The organism is Pseudoxanthomonas sp. GW835-FHT14C01 (assembly GCF_058793715.1).
On the sequence record NZ_JBXAGB010000002.1, the window covers coordinates 874,901 to 892,480 of the forward strand.

Sequence of the window (17,580 nt, forward strand, 5' to 3'; positions counted from 1 at the left end):
ACCGCGCCCGGCTGGCAAACGGTGGGCGGTTACTTCCCGCGTTCGAGGACCAGCAGCGGATCGATCCTCACATCGAACCGCGCGCCCTGAAACCTGACGCGTAAGGGTGCTCAAACGCGTCGCAACGCGCCCGGCTGGCAAACGGTGGGCGGTTACTTCCCGCGTTCGAGGACCAGCAGCGGATCGATCCTCACATCGAACCAGTTCATCCCCCAATGCAGGTGCGGCCCCGTCGCCCGCCCGGTCGCGCCCACCGCGCCGATCACCTGGCCCGGCTCCACGCGGTCACCCACCTTCACGTCGATGCGCGACAGGTGGAGGAAGTTCGAGCTGACGCCGTGGCCGTGGTCGAGCAGTACGGTGCCGCCGGTAAGGTAGAGATCGGGCGAGGCGAACGTCACGATGCCGCCGGCAGGCGCCTTGACGGGCGTGCCGTTCGCGGCTGCGATATCCATACCCGAATGGCCGGCACCCGGCTGTCCGTTGTAGACACGCGCATTGCCGAAGCGGCCGCTGATGCGGCCTTGCACGGGCCACTGGAAGGGCAGGGCGAAATCGGCGCGTTCGTCGTCGCGAGCGCGTGCGGCAGTGACCATGGCCTGTTCGCGCTCGATGCGTGCGGCGATCTCGGGAGGAGGGTTGACCGTTTTCGGTGGCACGCCGTTGACGCGTTCGACCGGCCAGTCGCGTGGCGTCACGACGATGCTGTCGGATTCGGCGCGACCGGAAGGCGTGGTGACATCGACTTTCAGCGGCCCCGTTTCATCACGGCCCACGCCGAATACGACGGTGCCGTAGCCGGTGGTGCGCAGCGGGCGCGTGCGGTAACGCACCTGGCTGCCCGCCGGTACCTTGCCGAACACCAGGGCGCCCTGCGACACGCTGGCCGGGAACACGACGCGGTCTTCCTGCGACACCGGCCTGGCCGGCACCGCGTCCTGCGCGGCGGCCAGCGGGATCCATCCTGCACACACTGCGGCGAACAGCGCCGCGACCGCCAGTTTCAACGTGCGAACTCCAGTCGCTGGCCATTGGGCGTACCGACCAGGTGCTCGCCGTTCCAGACCATGCGGCCGTTGACCCAGGTGGCGCCGATGCGCGAACGGAAGCGGCGGCCCTCGAATGGCGACCAGCCCACCTTCGACAGCACGTCTTCGCGTTTCACCGTAAACGGTTCATCGTCGATCAGCACCAGGTCGGCGAAGTAGCCTTCGCGCAGGTAGCCGCGCTCCTTCACGTCGAACAGCTGCGCCGGGGCGTGCGCGAACTTCTGCACGACGCGGGTCACGTCCATGCGCTGCTCGTGCACCAGTTCCAGCGCGGCCACCAGCGCGTACTGCACCAGCGGCAGGCCGGATGGCGCCTGCACGTAGGGCTTTTCCTTCTCTTCCAGCGTGTGCGGCGCATGGTCGGTGGCCAGCACGTCGATCACGTCGTCGACCAGGGCCTTTATGAGGGCCTCGCGGTCGCTGGCGTCCTTGATCGCGGGATTGCACTTGATCAGGTTGCCGAGCGCGGCGTAATCCGAGCGGTCGAAGCGCAGGAAGTGGATGCAGGTCTCCGCGGTGATCTTCTTGCGCGTGCCGTCGGCCGCGATCAACGGACCCGGCGTGAACAGCGCCAGTTCGTCGGCGGTGGAGATATGCAGCACGTGCAGGCGCGTGCCGTGCTTGCGCGCCAGCGACATCGCCAGCCGCGTCGACTTGATGCAGGCCTCGCGGCTGCGGATGTCGGGATGGTGTTCGGCGCTCAGCGCGTCGCCGTACTTCGCCTGGAAGGCCGCCAGGTTGGCGTCGATGGTCGGCGTGTCTTCGCAGTGGGTGATGATCGGCGTGGGCGCCTCGCGGAAGATCGCGTCCAGCGTCTCCGGGTTGTCGACCAGCATGTTGCCGGTGGACGCGCCCATGAACACCTTGATGCCCGGCGCCGTCTTCGGGTCCAGCGTGCGGATCGCCTCCAGATTGTCGTTGCTGGCGCCCATGTAGAAGCCGTAGTTGCCCCAGGCCCGGCCTTTCGCACGCTGGTACTTGTCTTCCAGCGCCGCCGCGTCGAGCGTCGGTGGGTTGGTGTTGGGCATGTCCATGAAGGTGGTCAGGCCGCCGGCCACGGCCGCCGCCGACTCGGTGGCCATGTCGCCCTTGTGCGGCATGCCGGGTTCGCGGAAGTGCACCTGGTCGTCGATCATCCCCGGCAGCAGCCAGCGCCCGGCGGCGTCGATCACCGCGTCCTCGCCCTGCGGACGGATCTCGGCGGCGATGCGGGCGATGCGCCCGTTCTCGATGCGCAGGTCACCCTCGGTGACGCGGCCTTCGTTGACCAGACGGGCGTTGACGATGACGGTAGCGGGCATCAGGGGTTCCTGGAGGGGCAGGGGGAGGAGGGGTGCTCGTGGTCGCACGACGGTACAGGATCGAATCCGCCGGGATGCAGGGGATGGCAGCGGCCGATCCGGCGAAGCGCCAGCCAGCCGCCCTTCAGCGGGCCGAAGCGGCCGATGGCCTCCATGGCGTACTCGGAGCAGGACGGCACGAAGCGGCAACGCGGCCCCAGCATGGGACTGATGAAGCGCTTGTAGCCCTTCAGCAGCAGGATGAGCAGGCGGGCGAGCATGGCCCGATGATACCGCGTCGGGTTGCCGCTGCCCGCCGGGTAGGCTATAAAAGCGCGCTTTCCCGATGCTCGGGAAGAACAAGGAAGCGCTGTTCGTGGCTGCAAAGAAACCTGCGAAGAAGGCCGCCAAGGCCGCCAAGAAACCCGCTCAGACCGTCGCCAAGAAGCCTGTCGTGAAGAAGGCTGTCGCCAAGAAACCGGCCCCCAAGCCGGTAGCGAAGAAAGCGGCCCCCAAGCCTGTCGCCAAGAAGCCGGCCGCCAAGAAGGCCGCTCCGGCCAAGAAAGCGGCTGCCCCGGCGAAGAAGCCGGCGGCGAAACAGGCGGCACCGGTCAAGAAGGCGGTCGCCAAGGCGACCAAGCCCGCAGTCGCCAAGAAACCCGCGCCCGCTCCGGCCACCAAGGCGCCTGCCGCCAAGGCGGCACCGGCGAAGGCGCCGGCCAAGGCCGCGAAGCCCGCTCCTGCCCCCGCACCGAAGCCCGCCGCCAAGCCGGCTCCGGCAAAGTCCGCCCCCACCGCGGCTGCGACCAAGACTCCTGCGCCTGCGCCCGCCCCCAAGGCGGCTGCACCGGCTCCGGCGCCCGCCGCCAAGGTTCCGTCCCCCCCGAAGCCTGTGCCAGCCCCGAAACCGAATACCAAGAACGCCAAAGCCTCCACCGCCGTCGAAGCGCCCGTGAGCCCCCGTCCCGCCGTTGCCCGCCCCGTGGGCAAGGTCGCGGTCGCCGTGGCTGCCCGCCCTGCGGCGCCGGTCGTGCGCGGCAAGGTGAAAGAAGTGCCCTACAAGATCGATGAAGCCACCGGCCGCCCGATCGTGCCGACCGGCTACAAGCCCTCGTCCGACGAGGAGTACATGAGCACGCTGCAACTGGAGTATTTCCGCCAGCGGTTGCTGCAGTGGCGTGCCGATCTGGTCGAGGAATCCAAGCAGACCATCGAGAACCTCAAGGACGAAGTCCGCGACATCGGCGATGAAGCCGAGCGTGCGACCCGCGAGACCGAGAACTCGCTGGAACTGCGTACCCGCGACCGTTACCGCAAGCTGATCGGCAAGATCGACAGCACGCTCAAGCGCCTGGAAGCAGGCGACTACGGCTACTGCGTCGACACCGGCGAAGAGATCGGCCTGGACCGCCTGGAGGCACGCCTGACCGCCGAGCGCACCATCGATGCCCAGGAGCGTTGGGAACACCTGCAGAAGCAGCAGGGCGACTGAGTTCCCGCCAGGTCCGCACACGAAAAACCCCGCCCCGGCGGGGTTTTTCTTTGCCGGCCCGGCGCGCCCGCGACGCTACTGCAGCTCGCGCAGGTCCAGCCGCCGCAGGCGCGGCGCCTTCCATGCGGTCACCCCCGCCACCGAGAGGATCGCGAAACCGCCCAGGATCACCGCCGGTACCAGTCCCAGCAGCTTGGCCATCGTGCCGGCATAGAACGCGCCCAGTTCGTTCGACGAACTGACGAAGATGCCGTTGATCGACGACACGCGCCCGCGCATTTCGTCCGGCGTGGACAGCTGCAGGATGGTCGAGCGGACCACGACCGAGACGCCGTCGCACATCCCGTAGAACAACAGGATGACGGCCGACAGCCAGAAGCTGCGCGACAGGCCGAACGCGATGACCGCCAGGCCGAAGCCCGCCACCGCGAACAGCAGCACCCGCCCCGCGTTTTTCTGCAGGGGGTGGCGCGCGAGCCACAGGCCGACGCAGACCGATCCCGCCGCCGGCATCGCGCGCAGGATGCCGAGGCCCTCGGGGCCGTAGTGCAGGATGTCGTGGATGAAGGCGGGCAGCATCGCCACCACGCCGCCGAGCAGCACGGAGAACATGTCCAGCGCCATCGCGCCCAGCATGATCTGGTTGTTCAGCACAAAGCGCGCGCCCTGCGCGATGCTGGCGAACACCGGCAGGCTGACCGCGGGCGGTCCGGGTTCTTCCACGCGCAAGCGGGCCAGCACGGTAGCCGCCAGCAGCGCGAACACCACCGCCATCGCGTAGGACAGCGTCTTGCCGCCGAAGCCGACCAGCAGGCCGCCCAGCGCCGGCCCCGTGACCAGCGAGGCCTGGAAGATCACGCTGCCCAGTCCCGCCGCACGCACGAAATCCTCGCGCGGCAGTACTTTCGCGAACAGCGCGTTGTAGACCGGGCTGAGGAAGGAACGCGCCATGCCGGTCAGCGCGATGGCGGCGTAGATCGGCCAGGTGCCGTGGAAAGGCAGCCCGCCAGCGGACACCGCGACCAGGATCACCGCCGTGGTCGCCAATGCGGCGCAGGCCACGATCCCGACCCTCCGCCGCGGCAGGTGATCGACCAGGTAGCCGGCGAACGGCGCCACGCAGAAGAAGGGCAGTACTTCGGCCAGGCCCACCAGGCCCAGCGAGAAGGTATCGCGGGTCAGCTCGTAGATATGCCAGCCGACGGTGACGGCGACGATCTGGTACGACAGCAGCGCGCAGATGCGGTAGGCCAGCACCGCGGCATAGCCGCGGTTGCGGAGCAGCGAGAAAGCGGAAGGGGCTGCCGTGCCGCTCACTTCGGACTCATGTCGCGTTCGCGGCCGTCTCGCGGATGAAGGCCAGCAGCGACGCCAGTCCGTTGGAGCGGGTCGGCGAGAGGTGTTTCGCCAGCCCGATGTCGGCGATGTAGTCCGGGGAGGTGGCCAGGATTTCCGTCGCCGGCCGGCCGGCGTACACGCGCAGGGCCAGGAAGATCAGGCCCGACACGATCGCCGAATCGCTGACGGCGTGGAAATCCAGCTTCGCCGCATCGCCTTCGGGCACGATCCAGACCATCGACTGGCAGCCGAGCAGACGGTTCTCCTCGCGCTTCCAGTCTTCAGGGAAGGCGGGCAGCTTGCGGCCCAGGTCGATCAGGTACTGATAGCGTTCGGACCAGTCGCCGAAAAAGGCGAATTCGTCCTTGATCGCCGCCTGCGCGTCGGCGGCGGTGGGTTCGAGCGGGAAGATCGTGTCGGTCACGGGAACATCTTGTCGAAGGGGCTTGCCGCGCGGCGGAGATGCAGTTGCGCGGCGAACGGGCATTTTACGTGGGGTGTCGGCTCCATCCGCGTGACGGAGCGATCCATCACGCGCGCTTCCAGCGCACGCCCTGCGGCGTGTCTTCCAGCAGGATGCCTTCGGCCCCCAGCTGATCGCGGATCGCGTCGGAGCGGGCGAAGTCGCGGGCTTTCTTAGCCGCGGCGCGCTCATCGATCAGGGCCTGGATGCGGGCATCGTCGTCGGTGGAGGTGCCGCGACCGAACCATTCGGCCGGATCCTGCTGCAGCAGGCCGAGCACGCGGCCGGCGCCGAGGAGTTCGCGCTTCAGGCGCTGCCTGTCTGCCTCGCTGGCGGCCTTGCGTGCTTCGGCGGCGATGCGGGCGACCTCGGCCAGAGCCTGCGGCGTGTTGAGATCGTCGTCCAGCGCATCTTCGACGACCTGCGGCGTCACCCCGGCGGCATCGACATCGCCGAGATCGCGCAGCGTGCCGTACAGCCGGTCCAGCGTGTTCTTCGACTGTTCCACCAGCGTCTCGGACCAGTCCAGCGGCTGCCGGTAGTGCGCCGAGAGCAGGGCATAGCGCAACGCTTCCGGCGGGTGTTGCTGCAGCAGGTCGTGGACCTTCTCGATGTTGCCCAGCGACTTGCTCATCTTGGCGCCGCCGAAGTTGAGCATGCCGTTGTGCAGCCAGAAACGGGCGAACGTCTTGTGCGAGCCGTCGGCATGCTTGTGCGCGCACTCGCTCTGCGCCACTTCGTTCTCGTGGTGCGGGAACTGCAGGTCCACGCCGCCGGCATGGATGTCGATGGTCTCGCCGAGGTGGGCAGCCGCCATCGCCGAGCATTCGATATGCCAGCCCGGACGGCCGACACCCCAGGGGGAGTCCCAGCCCGGCAGGTCCGGCGTGGACGGCTTCCACAGCACGAAATCGCCCGGATCGCGCTTGTAAGGGGCGACTTCCACGCGCGCGCCGGCCAGCATCTCCTCCGGGTCGCGACGCGAGAGCTTGCCGTACTCGGCGAAGCTGCCGACCGAGAACAGCACGTGGCCTTCGGCCGCGTACGCATGGCCGCCGGCGATCAGCTGCTCGATCATCGCGATGATGTGGCCGATGTGGTCGGTGGCCGCCGGTTCGATGTCCGGGGCGAATTCGCCGGTCACGCCCAGCCCGGCCATGTCGTCGCGGTAGGCGGCGGCATAGCGGTCGGTGATGGCGGCGATGGGCACGCCCAGCGCCTTGGCCGCCGCGTTGATCTTGTCGTCCACGTCGGTGATGTTGCGCGCATAGCGCAGCTGGCCGAAGCGGCGGCGGAGCAGGGCCGCCAGCACGCCGAACACGACCGGGCCGCGCGCATTGCCGATGTGGACGTAGTTGTAGACGGTGGGCCCGCAGACGTACATCGTGGGGACGGGGCCGAGTGGTTCGAAGTCCTCGACCCGGCGGGTGAGGTTGTTGTGCAGGCGCAGGGTCATGGCGACAGGGCGGGGGAGAGCCGTGGAATTCTAACGCCTGCGCCGCGTGCGAGGGTCTGGCGGCATCGTGGTGGCCGATATTCAGCCCCACTCAAGGCGCGGTCCCTACACTGAGGCCCCTGGATTCCGCTTGCAGGCCACATGTTCCGCCTCCGCACCGCCCTTTTCCTGTCCTGCCTCCTGCTCGCCGCGCCCGTCGTCGCGCAGGAGCGGGTGATTCCGACGGAAAACGTGCGTCTGGACTATGCGCAGGTGCTGAGTGTCGAGCCGGTGTACCAGACCCTGCGGGCGACCCGCACCGAGCAGCGTTGCGATGAAGCGCCCGCGACCAAGGCCGAGGCACCAGTGCCGGAAGCCAAGGACGAGGGGCGCTGGAGCCGGATGGTCAGCTCGGTGCGCGGCTGGTTCGGTGGCGACGAGGAGCCGGCGCAGGCGCCCCCGGTGACGCTGCCCGCCGTCAAGGTCAATTGCCGCGTCGTGCCCATCGAGCGCGAGTTCCAGCGCCCGATCGCGTACGACGTCGATTACATCTACAAAGGTGTGAAGTACCGCTCCCGGCTCGCCGAAGATCCGGGCAACCGCCTGCGCATCCGCATCTCGGTCGTGCCCTACATCGCGCCCGCCCAGTCCACGGCAAGCGGCCCCTGATCCCGTGCACGGTTGCACACGCAACCGAATCCGTCCTTGCGCTGCGCCGCAGCACATGCGAGCATTCGCGCCCATGAAGATGAACGCACATGCCCATGCTGACAGCGCGGCCTCCCAGGCCTCGAGCATGACGTCGCGTGCGCGTCGACCGGAATCCTGCTTCTAGCTGGGTACCCGGACGTCGTCGCCTGTTCACCGGAAACCCAGCCAGAGGCTGGGTTTTTTCGTTTCCGAAGCCCGTTTGCCACATTCCCGAAACCAGGATGCCGTAATGAAGCACTTCTTGAACACGCAGGACTGGAGCCGCAGCGACCTCGATGCGCTGCTGACGCAGGCCGCCCTCTACAAGCAGCACAAGCTGGGCGACGCGCTGAAGGGCAAGTCCATCGCGCTGGTGTTCTTCAACCCGTCCATGCGCACCCGCACCAGCTTCGAGCTGGGCGCGTTCCAGCTGGGCGGCCATGCGGTGGTGCTGCAGCCGGGCAAGGATGCGTGGCCGATCGAGTTCAACCTGGGCACGGTGATGGATGGGGACACCGAGGAGCACATCGCCGAAGTGGCGAAGGTGCTGGGCCGCTACGTGGACCTGATCGGCGTGCGCGCGTTCCCCAAGTTCGTCGACTGGGCCTACGACCGCGAGGACATCGTGCTGAAGTCGTTCGCCAAATACTCGCCGGTGCCGGTGATCAACATGGAGACCATCACCCATCCCTGCCAGGAGCTGGCCCACGCGCTGGCGCTGCAGGAGCACTTCGGCACCTCCGACCTGCGTGGCAAGAAGTACGTGCTCACCTGGACCTACCACCCGAAGCCGCTGAACACCGCCGTGGCCAACTCGGCGCTGACCATCGCCACCCGCCGGGGCATGGACGTGACCCTGTTGTGCCCGACGCCGGACTACGTGCTGGATGAGCGCTACATGGGGTGGGCGGAGCAGAACGTCGCCGAGAGCGGCGGCTCGCTGACCGTCAGCCACGACATCGACAGCGCCTACGCCGGCGCCGACGTGGTCTACGCCAAGAGCTGGGGCGCGCTGCCGTTCTTCGGCAACTGGGAGCCCGAGAAGCCGATCCGCGACCAGTACAAGCACTTCATCGTCGACGAGCGGAAGATGGCGCTGACCAACAACGGCGTCTTCAGCCATTGCCTGCCGCTGCGCCGCAACGTCAAGGCCACCGACGGCGTGATGGATTCGCCGCAGTGCATCGCCATCGACGAAGCCGAGAACCGCCTGCACGTGCAGAAGGCGATCATGGCCGCGTTGGTGAAGTAAGCCGGTTCTGCCCCTTCCCCCGCCTGCGGGATGGCTGGGATGGGGGCGAACGGCCTCCGGAAAGTTCGACCTCGTCCCATCGCCCCCACCCCAACCCTCCCCCGCAAGCGGGGGAGGGGGCACATCACTCGAGACCTCAGAAATGACCGCTTCCGACTCCAAAGACATCGTCCTCGCCTTCTCCGGCGGCCTCGACACCAGCTTCTGCGTGCCCTACCTGAAGGAGCGCGGCTGGAACGTGCATACCGTGTTCGCCGATACCGGCGGCGTGGATGCGGAAGAGCGCGCCTTCATCGAGCAGCGCGCCGCCGAGCTGGGCGTGGCCAGCCACGTCACCGTCGATGGCGGTCCCGCGATCTGGGACGGCTTCGTCAAGCCGTTCGTGTGGGCGGGCGAGGGTTACCAGGGCCAGTACCCGCTGCTGGTGTCCGACCGCTACCTGATCGTCGACGCCGCGCTGAAGCGTGCCGCCGAACTGGGTACCAACGCCATCGCGCACGGTTGCACCGGCATGGGCAACGACCAGGTGCGCTTCGACCTGGCGGTCAAGGCCAGCGGCGACTACCGCATCGTGGCGCCGATCCGCGAGATCCAGAAGGAGCACACCCAGACCCGCGCCTACGAACAGGCCTACCTGGAAGAGCGGGGTTTCGGCGTGCGCGCCAAGCAGAAGAGCTACACGATCAACGAGAACCTGCTGGGCCTGACCATGTCCGGCGGCGAGATCGACAAATGGGAAGCGCCCGGCGAAGGCGCGCGTGGCTGGTGCGCGCCGCGCGCCGAATGGCCCGACGCGCCGTTGCGGGTGACGATCGGCTTCAAGCACGGCGAAGCCGTCAGCCTGGACGGGCAGCCTGTCGCGGGCGCCGCGCTGCTGGCGAAGTTGAATGCCTTGTTCGCGCCGTACGGCGTGGGCCGTGGCGTGTATACCGGCGACACCGTGATCGGCCTGAAGGGCCGCATCGTGTTCGAGGCGCCGGGCCTGGTGTCGCTGCTGGCCGCGCACCGCGCGCTGGAAGAGACCGTGCTGACCAAGCAGCAGAACCGCTTCAAGCCCGAGGTCGCGCGCAAGTGGGTGGAGCTGGTGTACGAAGGCTTCTACCACGATCCGCTGAAAGCGGACCTGGAAGCCTTCCTGCAGTCGTCGCAGTCCATCGTCAACGGCGAAGTGGTGCTGGAAACCCGTGGCGGCCGCGTCGATGCAGTGGCGGTGACGTCGCCGCACATCCTCAACGCCAAGGGCGCGACCTATGCGCAATCGGCCGACTGGGGCGTGGAGGAGGCGGAAGGCTTCATCAAGCTGTTCGGCATGAGCTCGACCCTGTGGGCCGAGATCAATCGCTGATCGGACCGGTTTGATGAGCGCCCTGCGCGTCAGCACGGACAAGGCGGAGCTGGACCTCCCGTTGATCCATCGTTTCCTCTCGACCGAGGCCTACTGGAGCCTGGGGATCCCGGAGGAGACGGTGGCGCGCGCGGTCGCGGGCTCGCTGTGCTTCGGCGGCCACGTCGACGGCGTCGGACAGGTGGCGTTCGCGCGGGTCGTTTCCGACTTCGCCACGTTCGCCTACCTGGCCGACGTGTTCGTGCTGCCGGCGCATCGCGGTCGCGGCTACAGCAAGCAGCTGGTCGCCGAGGTCATGGCGCATCCGCAATTGCAGGGGTTGCGCCGGTTCATGCTGGCCACTTCCGACGCGCACGGGCTGTACGCACAGTACGGTTTCGTCGCGCCGGCCAGGCCGCAGACGCTGATGGAAGTCGTGCAACCCGATATCTACACCGAGACGAAAGCCGCATGACCCTGCTCGCTACCACCCTCCAGCACCTGGAAGCGCTGGTGTCGTTCGACACCCGCAACCCGCCGCGCGACATCGGCACGGACGGAATCTTCGACTACCTGCGCGCGCAGTTGCCGGACTTCCGCATCGAGGTGACCGACCACGGCGCCGGTGCGGTGTCGTTCTTCGCCGTGCGCGGCCAGCCGAAGCGGCTGTTCAACGTGCACCTGGACACGGTGCCGTCGTCGCCGGCGTGGAGCGCCAGTCCGCATGTGCTGCGGATCGAAGGCGATCGCGCCATCGGCCTGGGCGCCTGCGATATCAAGGGCGCGGCGGCGGCGCTGGTCGCGGCCGCGCAGGTGACGCAGGGCGATGCGGCGTTCCTGTTCACCACCGACGAAGAAGCGAACGACGCGCGCTGCATCGCGGCGTTCCTGGCACGCGACCATGGCTTCGGCGAGGCGATCATCGCCGAACCGACCCGCTGCGAAGCGGTGCTCGCGCACCGTGGCATCAGCGCGGTGCGCATGGCGTTCACCGGCCAGGCGGGCCACGCGTCGGCCGAGAACGCGCTGTCGCTCAGCGCGCTGCACAACGCGATGCGCTGGGGTACGACGGCGCTGGACTTCGTGCAGGACCAGCATCACCTGCGCTTCGGTGGACTGACCGGGCTGCGCTTCAACATCGGCCGGGTCGAGGGGGGCATCAAGGCCAACATGATCGCGCCCAGTGCCGAAGTCCGTTTCGGGTTCCGTCCACTCCCGTCCCAGGACATGGATCAGCTGCACGCCACGTTCCGCGGTTTCGCCAATGCCGATGCGCTGGCCGAGTACGAGGAGACCTTCCGCGGTCCATCGCTGCCGTCTGGCGACGTCGCCCGCGCGGAAGAGCGTCGCCTGGCGGCGCGCGATCTGGCGGACGAACTCGGTCTGCCGATCGGCAATGCGGTGGACTTCTGGACCGAAGCGTCGCTGTTTTCGGCCGCCGGCCTCACCGCGTTCGTCTACGGCCCGGGCGACATCGCCCAGGCGCATACCGCGGACGAGTGGGTGTCGCTCGAACAATTGCAGCGATACGCCGATAGCGTGGCGCGGATCCTCCAGTAACTGCGCATAGCGGGCCTTGGCCCGCCATGCGGAACGATGACGACGGTGGGCCAAGGCCCACCCTACAAAGCAAGAAGACATGGAATCGAACAAGCAAACCCGCCAGACCATCATCCGGTTGCTGTCCAGCATGGCCAGCGCCAAGGAGATCTCGCAGTACGTGAAGCGCTTCTCGCAGCTGGACGCGAAGCGTTTCGCGGTGGTCAAGGTCGGCGGCGCGGTCCTGCGCGACGACCTGGAAGCGCTGACGTCATCGCTGACCTTCCTGCAGGAAGTCGGCCTGACCCCGATCGTCGTTCACGGTGCCGGTCCGCAGCTGGACGAGGAGATGACCGCCGCCGGCATCACCAAGCAGACCGTCAACGGCCTGCGCGTGACCACGCCGGACGTGCTGGCCATCGTGCGCAAGGTGTTCCTGCAGCAGAACCTGGCGCTGGTTGAAGCGTTGCAGCAGGTCGGCGCGCGCGCGACGTCGATCGTCTCCGGCGTGTTCGAGGCCGAGTACAAGGACCAGGCCACCTACGGTCTGGTCGGCGACGTCACCCGGATCAACCAGGCGCCGATCGAAGCGAGCCTGAAGGCGGGCTCCATCCCGGTGATCGCCAGCATGGGCGAGACCGTCGGCGGCCAGATCCTCAACATCAACGCCGACTTCGCCGCCAACGAGCTGGTGCAGGTGCTGCAACCGTACAAGATCATCTTCCTGACCGGCACTGGCGGCTTGCTGGATGCGGAGGGCAGGGTGATCGATTCGATCAACCTGTCCACCGAGTACGACGAGTTGATGGCGCAGCCCTGGATCAATGGCGGCATGCGGGTGAAGATCGAACAGATCAAGGACCTGCTGGACCGTCTGCCGCTGACCTCGTCCGTCTCGATCACCAAGCCCGCCGAACTGGCCAAGGAACTGTTCACGCATCGCGGTTCCGGCACCCTAGTGCGCCGCGGCGAGCGCGTGCTGCGCTTCGAGAACGGCTGGGACGGCGTGGACCTGCCGCGGCTGAAGACACTGATCGAATCCAGCTTCGGTCGCACGCTGCTGCCGGATTACTTCGAACGCACGATGCCCTACCGCGTCTACATCAGCGAGAACTACCGCACCGCGCTGATCCTGACGCAGGAAGAAGGCTTCGCCTATCTCGACAAGTTCGCCGTACTGGACGACGCGCAGGGCGAGGGCCTCGGTCGCGCGGTCTGGCACGTGATGCGGGAAGAGAACCCGCAGCTGTTCTGGCGCTCCCGCCACAACAACCAGGTCAACATCTTCTATTACGCCGAGTCGGACGGCTGCTACAAGCAGGAGAAGTGGAAGGTGTTCTGGTACGGCATCGAGGATTTCGGCGACATCGAACGCTGCGTTGCGCACTGCCGCACGCGGTTGCCCACCTTGAAGGACTGAGCCCATGAGCGCATCGCCCGACCCCTGGCGCACCGCGCCCACCCTGCAGGGCCGCCATGTCCGGCTGGAAGCGCTGCGCGCCGAGCATGCCGACGGCCTGCGCGAGGCCTTGGCCGGCGATGGACTGGCGGCGCTCTGGTACACCAACGTGCCGCGCGCGGCCGAGGTCGACGGCTGGCTGGCGGACGTGCTGGCGCAGCAGGCGCGGGGCAAGTGGCTGGCGTTCGTGGTGCGCGATGCGGCCGGCGCAGTCGTGGGCACCACCCGCTTCTACGACATGGACGCCGGGGTGCCGCGGCTCAGCATCGGCTACACCTGGTACGCGCCGCGGGTGCAACGCACCGGGCTGAACACCGAGGCCAAGCTGTTGCTGTTCGGGCACGCCTTCGACACCCTGGGCTGCATCAGCGTGGTACTCGAGACCAGCTGGTTCAACCACCGCTCGCGTACGGCCATCGCGCGCCTGGGCGCACGCCAGGACGGCGTGATGCGCAACCATCGCCGGCATGCCGACGGCACGATCCGCGACAGCGTCATCTTCTCCATCCTCGACACCGAATGGCCGGCCGTGCGCAGCAACCTGCTCGCGCGGCTGGCGCACCACGAGCCTGCACAGTAGCCATGTCAAATCCCCATCACCGAACCGTCGGCATCGTCGGCGCCCGCGGCCACACCGGCGCGGAACTGATCCGCCTGATCGCCCGCCATCCGCATCTCGAGCTGGCGTTCGTCTCCTCCCGCGAGCTGGACGGCCAGCAGGTCAGCGACCATATCGCCGGATTCGACGGCGAACTGCGTTACGAGAACCTCAGCCATGAGCAGGTCGGCGGCAAGGGTGCGGATGCCGTGATCCTGGCGCTGCCCAACGGCAAGGCCGCCGACCTGGTCGCGGCCATCGACGCGCAGGCGCCGGACACCGTCGTCGTCGACCTGTCGGCAGACTACCGGTTCGACGAGCACTGGTACTACGGCCTGCCCGAACTGACCCGGCAGAAGTACGCCGGCCAGAAGCGCATCAGCAATCCCGGTTGCTACGCCACCGCGATGCAGCTCGCGATCGCGCCGTTGCTGGATCGCCTGGCCGGGCCGCCGCAGTGCTTCGGCGTGTCGGGCTACTCCGGTGCGGGCACCTCGCCGTCGGACAAGAACAACACCGAACTGCTGCGCGACAACCTGATGCCGTACGCGCTGACCGACCACATGCACGAGCGCGAGGTCAGCCGGCAGCTGGGCGTGCCGGTGGAGTTCATGCCGCATGTGGCGCCCCACTTCCGCGGCATCACGATGACGGTCAATCTCTGGCTGCGGCAGGCGATGAGGATCGAGGACGTCCGCGCGCTCTACCGCGCGCGCTACGCGGCCGAGCCGCTGATCCGCATCCTCGACGAGGCGCCGTGGGTCAGCCGCATCGCCGGCCAGCATGGCGTCGAGATCGGTGGTTTCACCCTGGCGCCAGGCGGCAAGCGGTTGGTCGTGGTCGCCACGCTGGACAACCTGCTCAAGGGCGCCGCCACCCAGGCGATGCAGAACCTCAATCTCGCTTTCGGCTTCGACGAGCTGGAAAGCATTCCGCAGGAGACGACGGCATGAGCGACCTGTTGTGGCAGAAGCCCGGCGTGGCGGTGGACGCGGAGATCCAGCGCTTCCTCGCCGGAGACGACGTGGTGCTGGACCGCGAGTTCTTCCTGCATGACATCCAGGCCAGCGCCGCGCATGCCGAAGGCCTGCAGCGCACCGGCATCCTCTCGGGCGACGAACTGGCCGGCCTGAAGCGCGAGCTTACGATCCTGGCCGAGGACTTCCGCCGTGGCGACTTCGTGCTCGACGAGCGCTTCGAGGATGGCCATTCCGCCATCGAAGCGCGGCTGACCGAACGGCTGGGCGATGCCGGCGGCAAGATCCATACCGGGCGCAGCCGCAACGACCAGATCCTGGTCGCCACGCGCCTGTGGCTGAAGGAAAAGCTGGCGCGCGTGGCCGTGTTGTCGCGCGAGATCGCCAAGGTCGCGCTGGACCGCGCGCAGGCCGAACGCGACCTGCCGATTCCCGGCTATACCCATATCCAGCGTGCCGTCGTGTCGTCGGCCGGCATGTGGTGGGCCGGCTGGGCCGAAGCCTTCATCGACAACACGATCCGCGCGCGCGACACGCTGAAGCTGGTCGACGCCAATCCGCTCGGTACCGCCGCCGGTTACGGCGTCAACCTGAAGCTGGACCGCGAGCACACCACGACAGCGCTCGGCTTCGCGCGCATGCAGGTCAGCCCGATCTACGCGCAGCTCTCGCGCGGCAAGTTCGAGCTGGCCGCGCTCGAAGCCCTCGGCGCCGCCACGCTGGACCTGCGCCGCATCGCCTGGGACCTGTCGCTGTTCACCAGCGCCGAGTTCGGCTTCGTCGCGTTGCCGGCGCAGTACACCACCGGCAGCTCGATCATGCCGAACAAGCGCAATCCCGATGTCATCGAGCTGATGCGCGCGACCCACGCCAGCGTCGCCGCCGCGCGCATGGAGATCGAGCAACTGCTGTCGCTGCCGTCGGGTTACCACCGCGACCTGCAGGCCAGCAAGGGTGCGATCTTCCACGGTTTCGGTCGCGGCCTGCCGGCGCTGGAACTGCTGCCGGCGCTGCTAGCCAACCTGAGCTGGCGCGAAGACAGGCTGCGCGCGGCGATCGATTCGGGCATGTACGCCACCGACGTCGCGGTCGAGGCGGCGGTCGCGGGCGTGCCGTTCCGCGAGGCCTACAAGGCCGCTGCGGCGTCGGCCGACAGCGCGGGGCAGGGACGGACGCCGGAAGGCAGTCTCGCCGCGCGCGTCTCGCCCGGCGCGGCGGCCGATCTGCGGCTGGACGAACTGCTCGCCCGCTGGGACGCCCTGTGATCCGCTACCTCGTCATGGCGATGCGTCGTCCGTCGTTCGATGACGCCGTCATCGTGCCGCACCTCGCGTTCCTCGACGAGCTGCGTGCCGCCGGCCAACTGGAGATGACCGGCGGCTTCAGCAACAAGCGTGGCGGCGCCTACGTGCTGGTGAACGTGGCGTCGCTGGACGAGGCGAAAGCGATCGCGGCGCGCGATCCCCTGGCGCTGACCGGCACATCCGACCTCACTGTCCACGAATGGAACACCCGCTGAGCTGACCCCATGACGCACGCCACGCCGCTTCCGTTCTCCGAACACCCGTTGCCGGCCTGGCGTCGCGCCGTGCTCAAGGTCGGCAGCAGCCTGCTGGCGGCCGACGGCGAGGGGCTGAGCCCACGCCACGCGCTGAACCTGGCGCAGTTCGTGTCGTCCAGCATCGCCGCCGGGCGCGAAGTGGTGATCGTGTCGTCCGGCGCGGTCGCCGCCGGGCGCGGTCTGCTGCATCGGAAGCCGCAAGCCGGTGTGGCGATGGCGGAGCGGCAGGCGCTGGCGGCGCTGGGACAGGCCCAGCTGATCGCGCTGTGGCAGCGGTTCTTCGACCGGCCGGTGGCGCAAGTGCTGCTGACCCACGACGACCTGCGCAACCGCCGCCGCTACCTTAACGCGCGCGCCACGCTGCAGGAACTGCTGGCGCTGGGTGCGTTGCCAGTGGTCAACGAGAACGACACGGTGTCGGTCGACGAACTGAAGCTCGGCGACAACGACAACCTCGCCGCGGTCGTTGCGGCCCTGATCGATGCCGATGCGCTGTTCATCGCCACCGACATCGACGGCTTCTATACCGCCAATCCACGCACGCACGCCGATGCGCGGCCGATCCTGGATGTCGAGGCGCTGACGCCCGAATTCTTCGCCATGGCGGGCGGTGCCGGCAGTGGCGTCGGCACCGGCGGCATGCATACCAAGCTGGAGGCCGCGGCCAAGGCGGCTGCGGCCGGCATCGAGACGTTCCTGTTCAACGGCACGCAAGCGGCGACCGTGGCCACGCTGGCGCGCGGCGCGCTGCTGGGCACGCGCTTCCGCCCGGCGCAGAACCGGCTGGCGGCGCGCAAGTACTGGCTGCGCAATGTGCCTGTCGAGTCCGGGGCCATCGTGGTCGATGCCGGCGCGGCGAACGCAATGGGTCAAAAGGGCGCATCGCTGCTGCCCGGCGGCGTGACCACGGCGGAGGGCGATTTCCGCCGCGGCGACATGGTCGAGCTGGTGCTGCGCGACGACGGCGGCGACCGGCGCATCGCGCGCGGCGTCAGCCAGTACTCGGCGGTCGATATCCGCCGCATCGCGCGCCGCCATTCGCGCGACATCGAAGGCATCCTCGGTTACACCTACGGCGAGAACGTCGTCCATCGCGACGACCTGGTGCTGGTGTAAGCACGCA

At 68.1% G+C, this 17,580-nt stretch carries 18 protein-coding genes; 12 read left to right on the top strand and 6 right to left on the bottom strand.

What is annotated here, in order from left to right; translation table 11 throughout:
• Positions 1-152: 152 nt before the first annotated feature.
• The 3 genes from AC1Q5B_RS10950 to yidD are packed head-to-tail and all read right to left on the bottom strand — an operon-like array spanning position 153 to position 2,610.
• Positions 153-959 (bottom strand): M23 family metallopeptidase, encoded by an 807-nt coding sequence (locus tag AC1Q5B_RS10950; protein WP_492632088.1) that lies wholly within the window; start codon positions 957-959, stop codon positions 153-155.
• 44 nt (positions 960-1,003) lie between these two features.
• Positions 1,004-2,350 (bottom strand): dihydroorotase, encoded by a 1,347-nt coding sequence (locus AC1Q5B_RS10955; protein ID WP_492631689.1) that lies wholly within the window; start codon positions 2,348-2,350, stop codon positions 1,004-1,006.
• Positions 2,350-2,610 (bottom strand): membrane protein insertion efficiency factor YidD, encoded by a 261-nt coding sequence (gene yidD / locus AC1Q5B_RS10960; RefSeq protein ID WP_492631690.1) that lies wholly within the window; start codon positions 2,608-2,610, stop codon positions 2,350-2,352. Before yidD ends, AC1Q5B_RS10955 begins: the two co-directional genes overlap by 1 nt.
• Positions 2,611-2,705: 95 nt before the next feature.
• Between yidD and dksA the strand changes: the two genes are divergently transcribed.
• A complete protein-coding gene (gene dksA, locus AC1Q5B_RS10965) occupies positions 2,706-3,821 on the top strand; it encodes an RNA polymerase-binding protein DksA (RefSeq protein WP_492632089.1) in 1,116 nt (371 codons plus the stop codon).
• 75 nt (positions 3,822-3,896) lie between these two features.
• On the opposite strand, the gene AC1Q5B_RS10970 is transcribed toward dksA, so the two are convergent.
• From AC1Q5B_RS10970 to cysS, 3 genes are all read right to left on the bottom strand, one after another.
• Positions 3,897-5,138, bottom strand: a complete 1,242-nt coding sequence (locus AC1Q5B_RS10970) for an MFS transporter (RefSeq protein WP_492631691.1) — start codon at positions 5,136-5,138, stop codon at positions 3,897-3,899.
• Between the two features lie 7 nt (positions 5,139-5,145).
• Positions 5,146-5,583: a SufE family protein gene (locus AC1Q5B_RS10975; RefSeq protein ID WP_492631692.1), complete on the bottom strand. Its 438-nt coding sequence runs from the start codon at positions 5,581-5,583 to the stop codon at positions 5,146-5,148.
• A gap of 106 nt (positions 5,584-5,689) precedes the next feature.
• Positions 5,690-7,078 (bottom strand): cysteine--tRNA ligase, encoded by a 1,389-nt coding sequence (gene cysS, locus AC1Q5B_RS10980; RefSeq protein WP_492631693.1) that lies wholly within the window; start codon positions 7,076-7,078, stop codon positions 5,690-5,692.
• Positions 7,079-7,219: 141 nt separating this feature from the next.
• Between cysS and AC1Q5B_RS10985 the strand changes: the two genes are divergently transcribed.
• From AC1Q5B_RS10985 to proB, 11 genes are all read left to right on the top strand, one after another.
• Positions 7,220-7,726, top strand: a complete 507-nt coding sequence (locus tag AC1Q5B_RS10985; RefSeq protein WP_492631694.1) for a hypothetical protein — start codon at positions 7,220-7,222, stop codon at positions 7,724-7,726.
• 271 nt (positions 7,727-7,997) lie between these two features.
• Positions 7,998-8,999, top strand: coding sequence for an N-acetylornithine carbamoyltransferase (locus AC1Q5B_RS10990; protein WP_492631695.1), 1,002 nt, complete (start codon positions 7,998-8,000; stop codon positions 8,997-8,999).
• Positions 9,000-9,141: 142 nt separating this feature from the next.
• Positions 9,142-10,344, top strand: coding sequence for an argininosuccinate synthase (locus AC1Q5B_RS10995; RefSeq protein ID WP_492631696.1), 1,203 nt, complete (start codon positions 9,142-9,144; stop codon positions 10,342-10,344).
• 13 nt (positions 10,345-10,357) lie between these two features.
• Positions 10,358-10,798, top strand: coding sequence for a GNAT family N-acetyltransferase (locus tag AC1Q5B_RS11000; RefSeq protein ID WP_492631697.1), 441 nt, complete (start codon positions 10,358-10,360; stop codon positions 10,796-10,798).
• Positions 10,795-11,883 carry an acetylornithine deacetylase gene (locus tag AC1Q5B_RS11005; protein ID WP_492631698.1) on the top strand — a complete coding sequence of 363 codons (1,089 nt, stop codon included), beginning with the start codon at positions 10,795-10,797 and terminating at the stop codon, positions 11,881-11,883. The genes AC1Q5B_RS11000 and AC1Q5B_RS11005 overlap by 4 nt, the downstream gene beginning before the upstream one ends.
• A 79-nt stretch (positions 11,884-11,962) precedes the next feature.
• Entirely contained in the window at positions 11,963-13,282 is a 1,320-nt protein-coding gene (locus tag AC1Q5B_RS11010) for an acetylglutamate kinase (RefSeq protein ID WP_492631699.1), read from the top strand.
• 4 nt (positions 13,283-13,286) lie between these two features.
• Entirely contained in the window at positions 13,287-13,901 is a 615-nt protein-coding gene (locus AC1Q5B_RS11015) for a GNAT family N-acetyltransferase (protein ID WP_492631700.1), read from the top strand.
• A 2-nt stretch (positions 13,902-13,903) separates the two neighbouring features.
• Complete coding sequence (gene argC, locus AC1Q5B_RS11020) at positions 13,904-14,872, top strand: N-acetyl-gamma-glutamyl-phosphate reductase (RefSeq protein ID WP_492631701.1); 969 nt, start codon at positions 13,904-13,906, stop codon at positions 14,870-14,872.
• Entirely contained in the window at positions 14,869-16,161 is a 1,293-nt protein-coding gene (argH, locus tag AC1Q5B_RS11025; RefSeq protein WP_492631702.1) for an argininosuccinate lyase, read from the top strand. The genes argC and argH overlap by 4 nt, the downstream gene beginning before the upstream one ends.
• A 14-nt stretch (positions 16,162-16,175) precedes the next feature.
• Positions 16,176-16,415 carry a YciI family protein gene (locus AC1Q5B_RS11030; RefSeq protein WP_492632090.1) on the top strand — a complete coding sequence of 80 codons (240 nt, stop codon included), beginning with the start codon at positions 16,176-16,178 and terminating at the stop codon, positions 16,413-16,415.
• A gap of 9 nt (positions 16,416-16,424) precedes the next feature.
• Complete coding sequence (gene proB, locus AC1Q5B_RS11035) at positions 16,425-17,573, top strand: glutamate 5-kinase (protein WP_492631703.1); 1,149 nt, start codon at positions 16,425-16,427, stop codon at positions 17,571-17,573.
• The last annotated feature ends 7 nt before the right edge of the window (positions 17,574-17,580 follow it).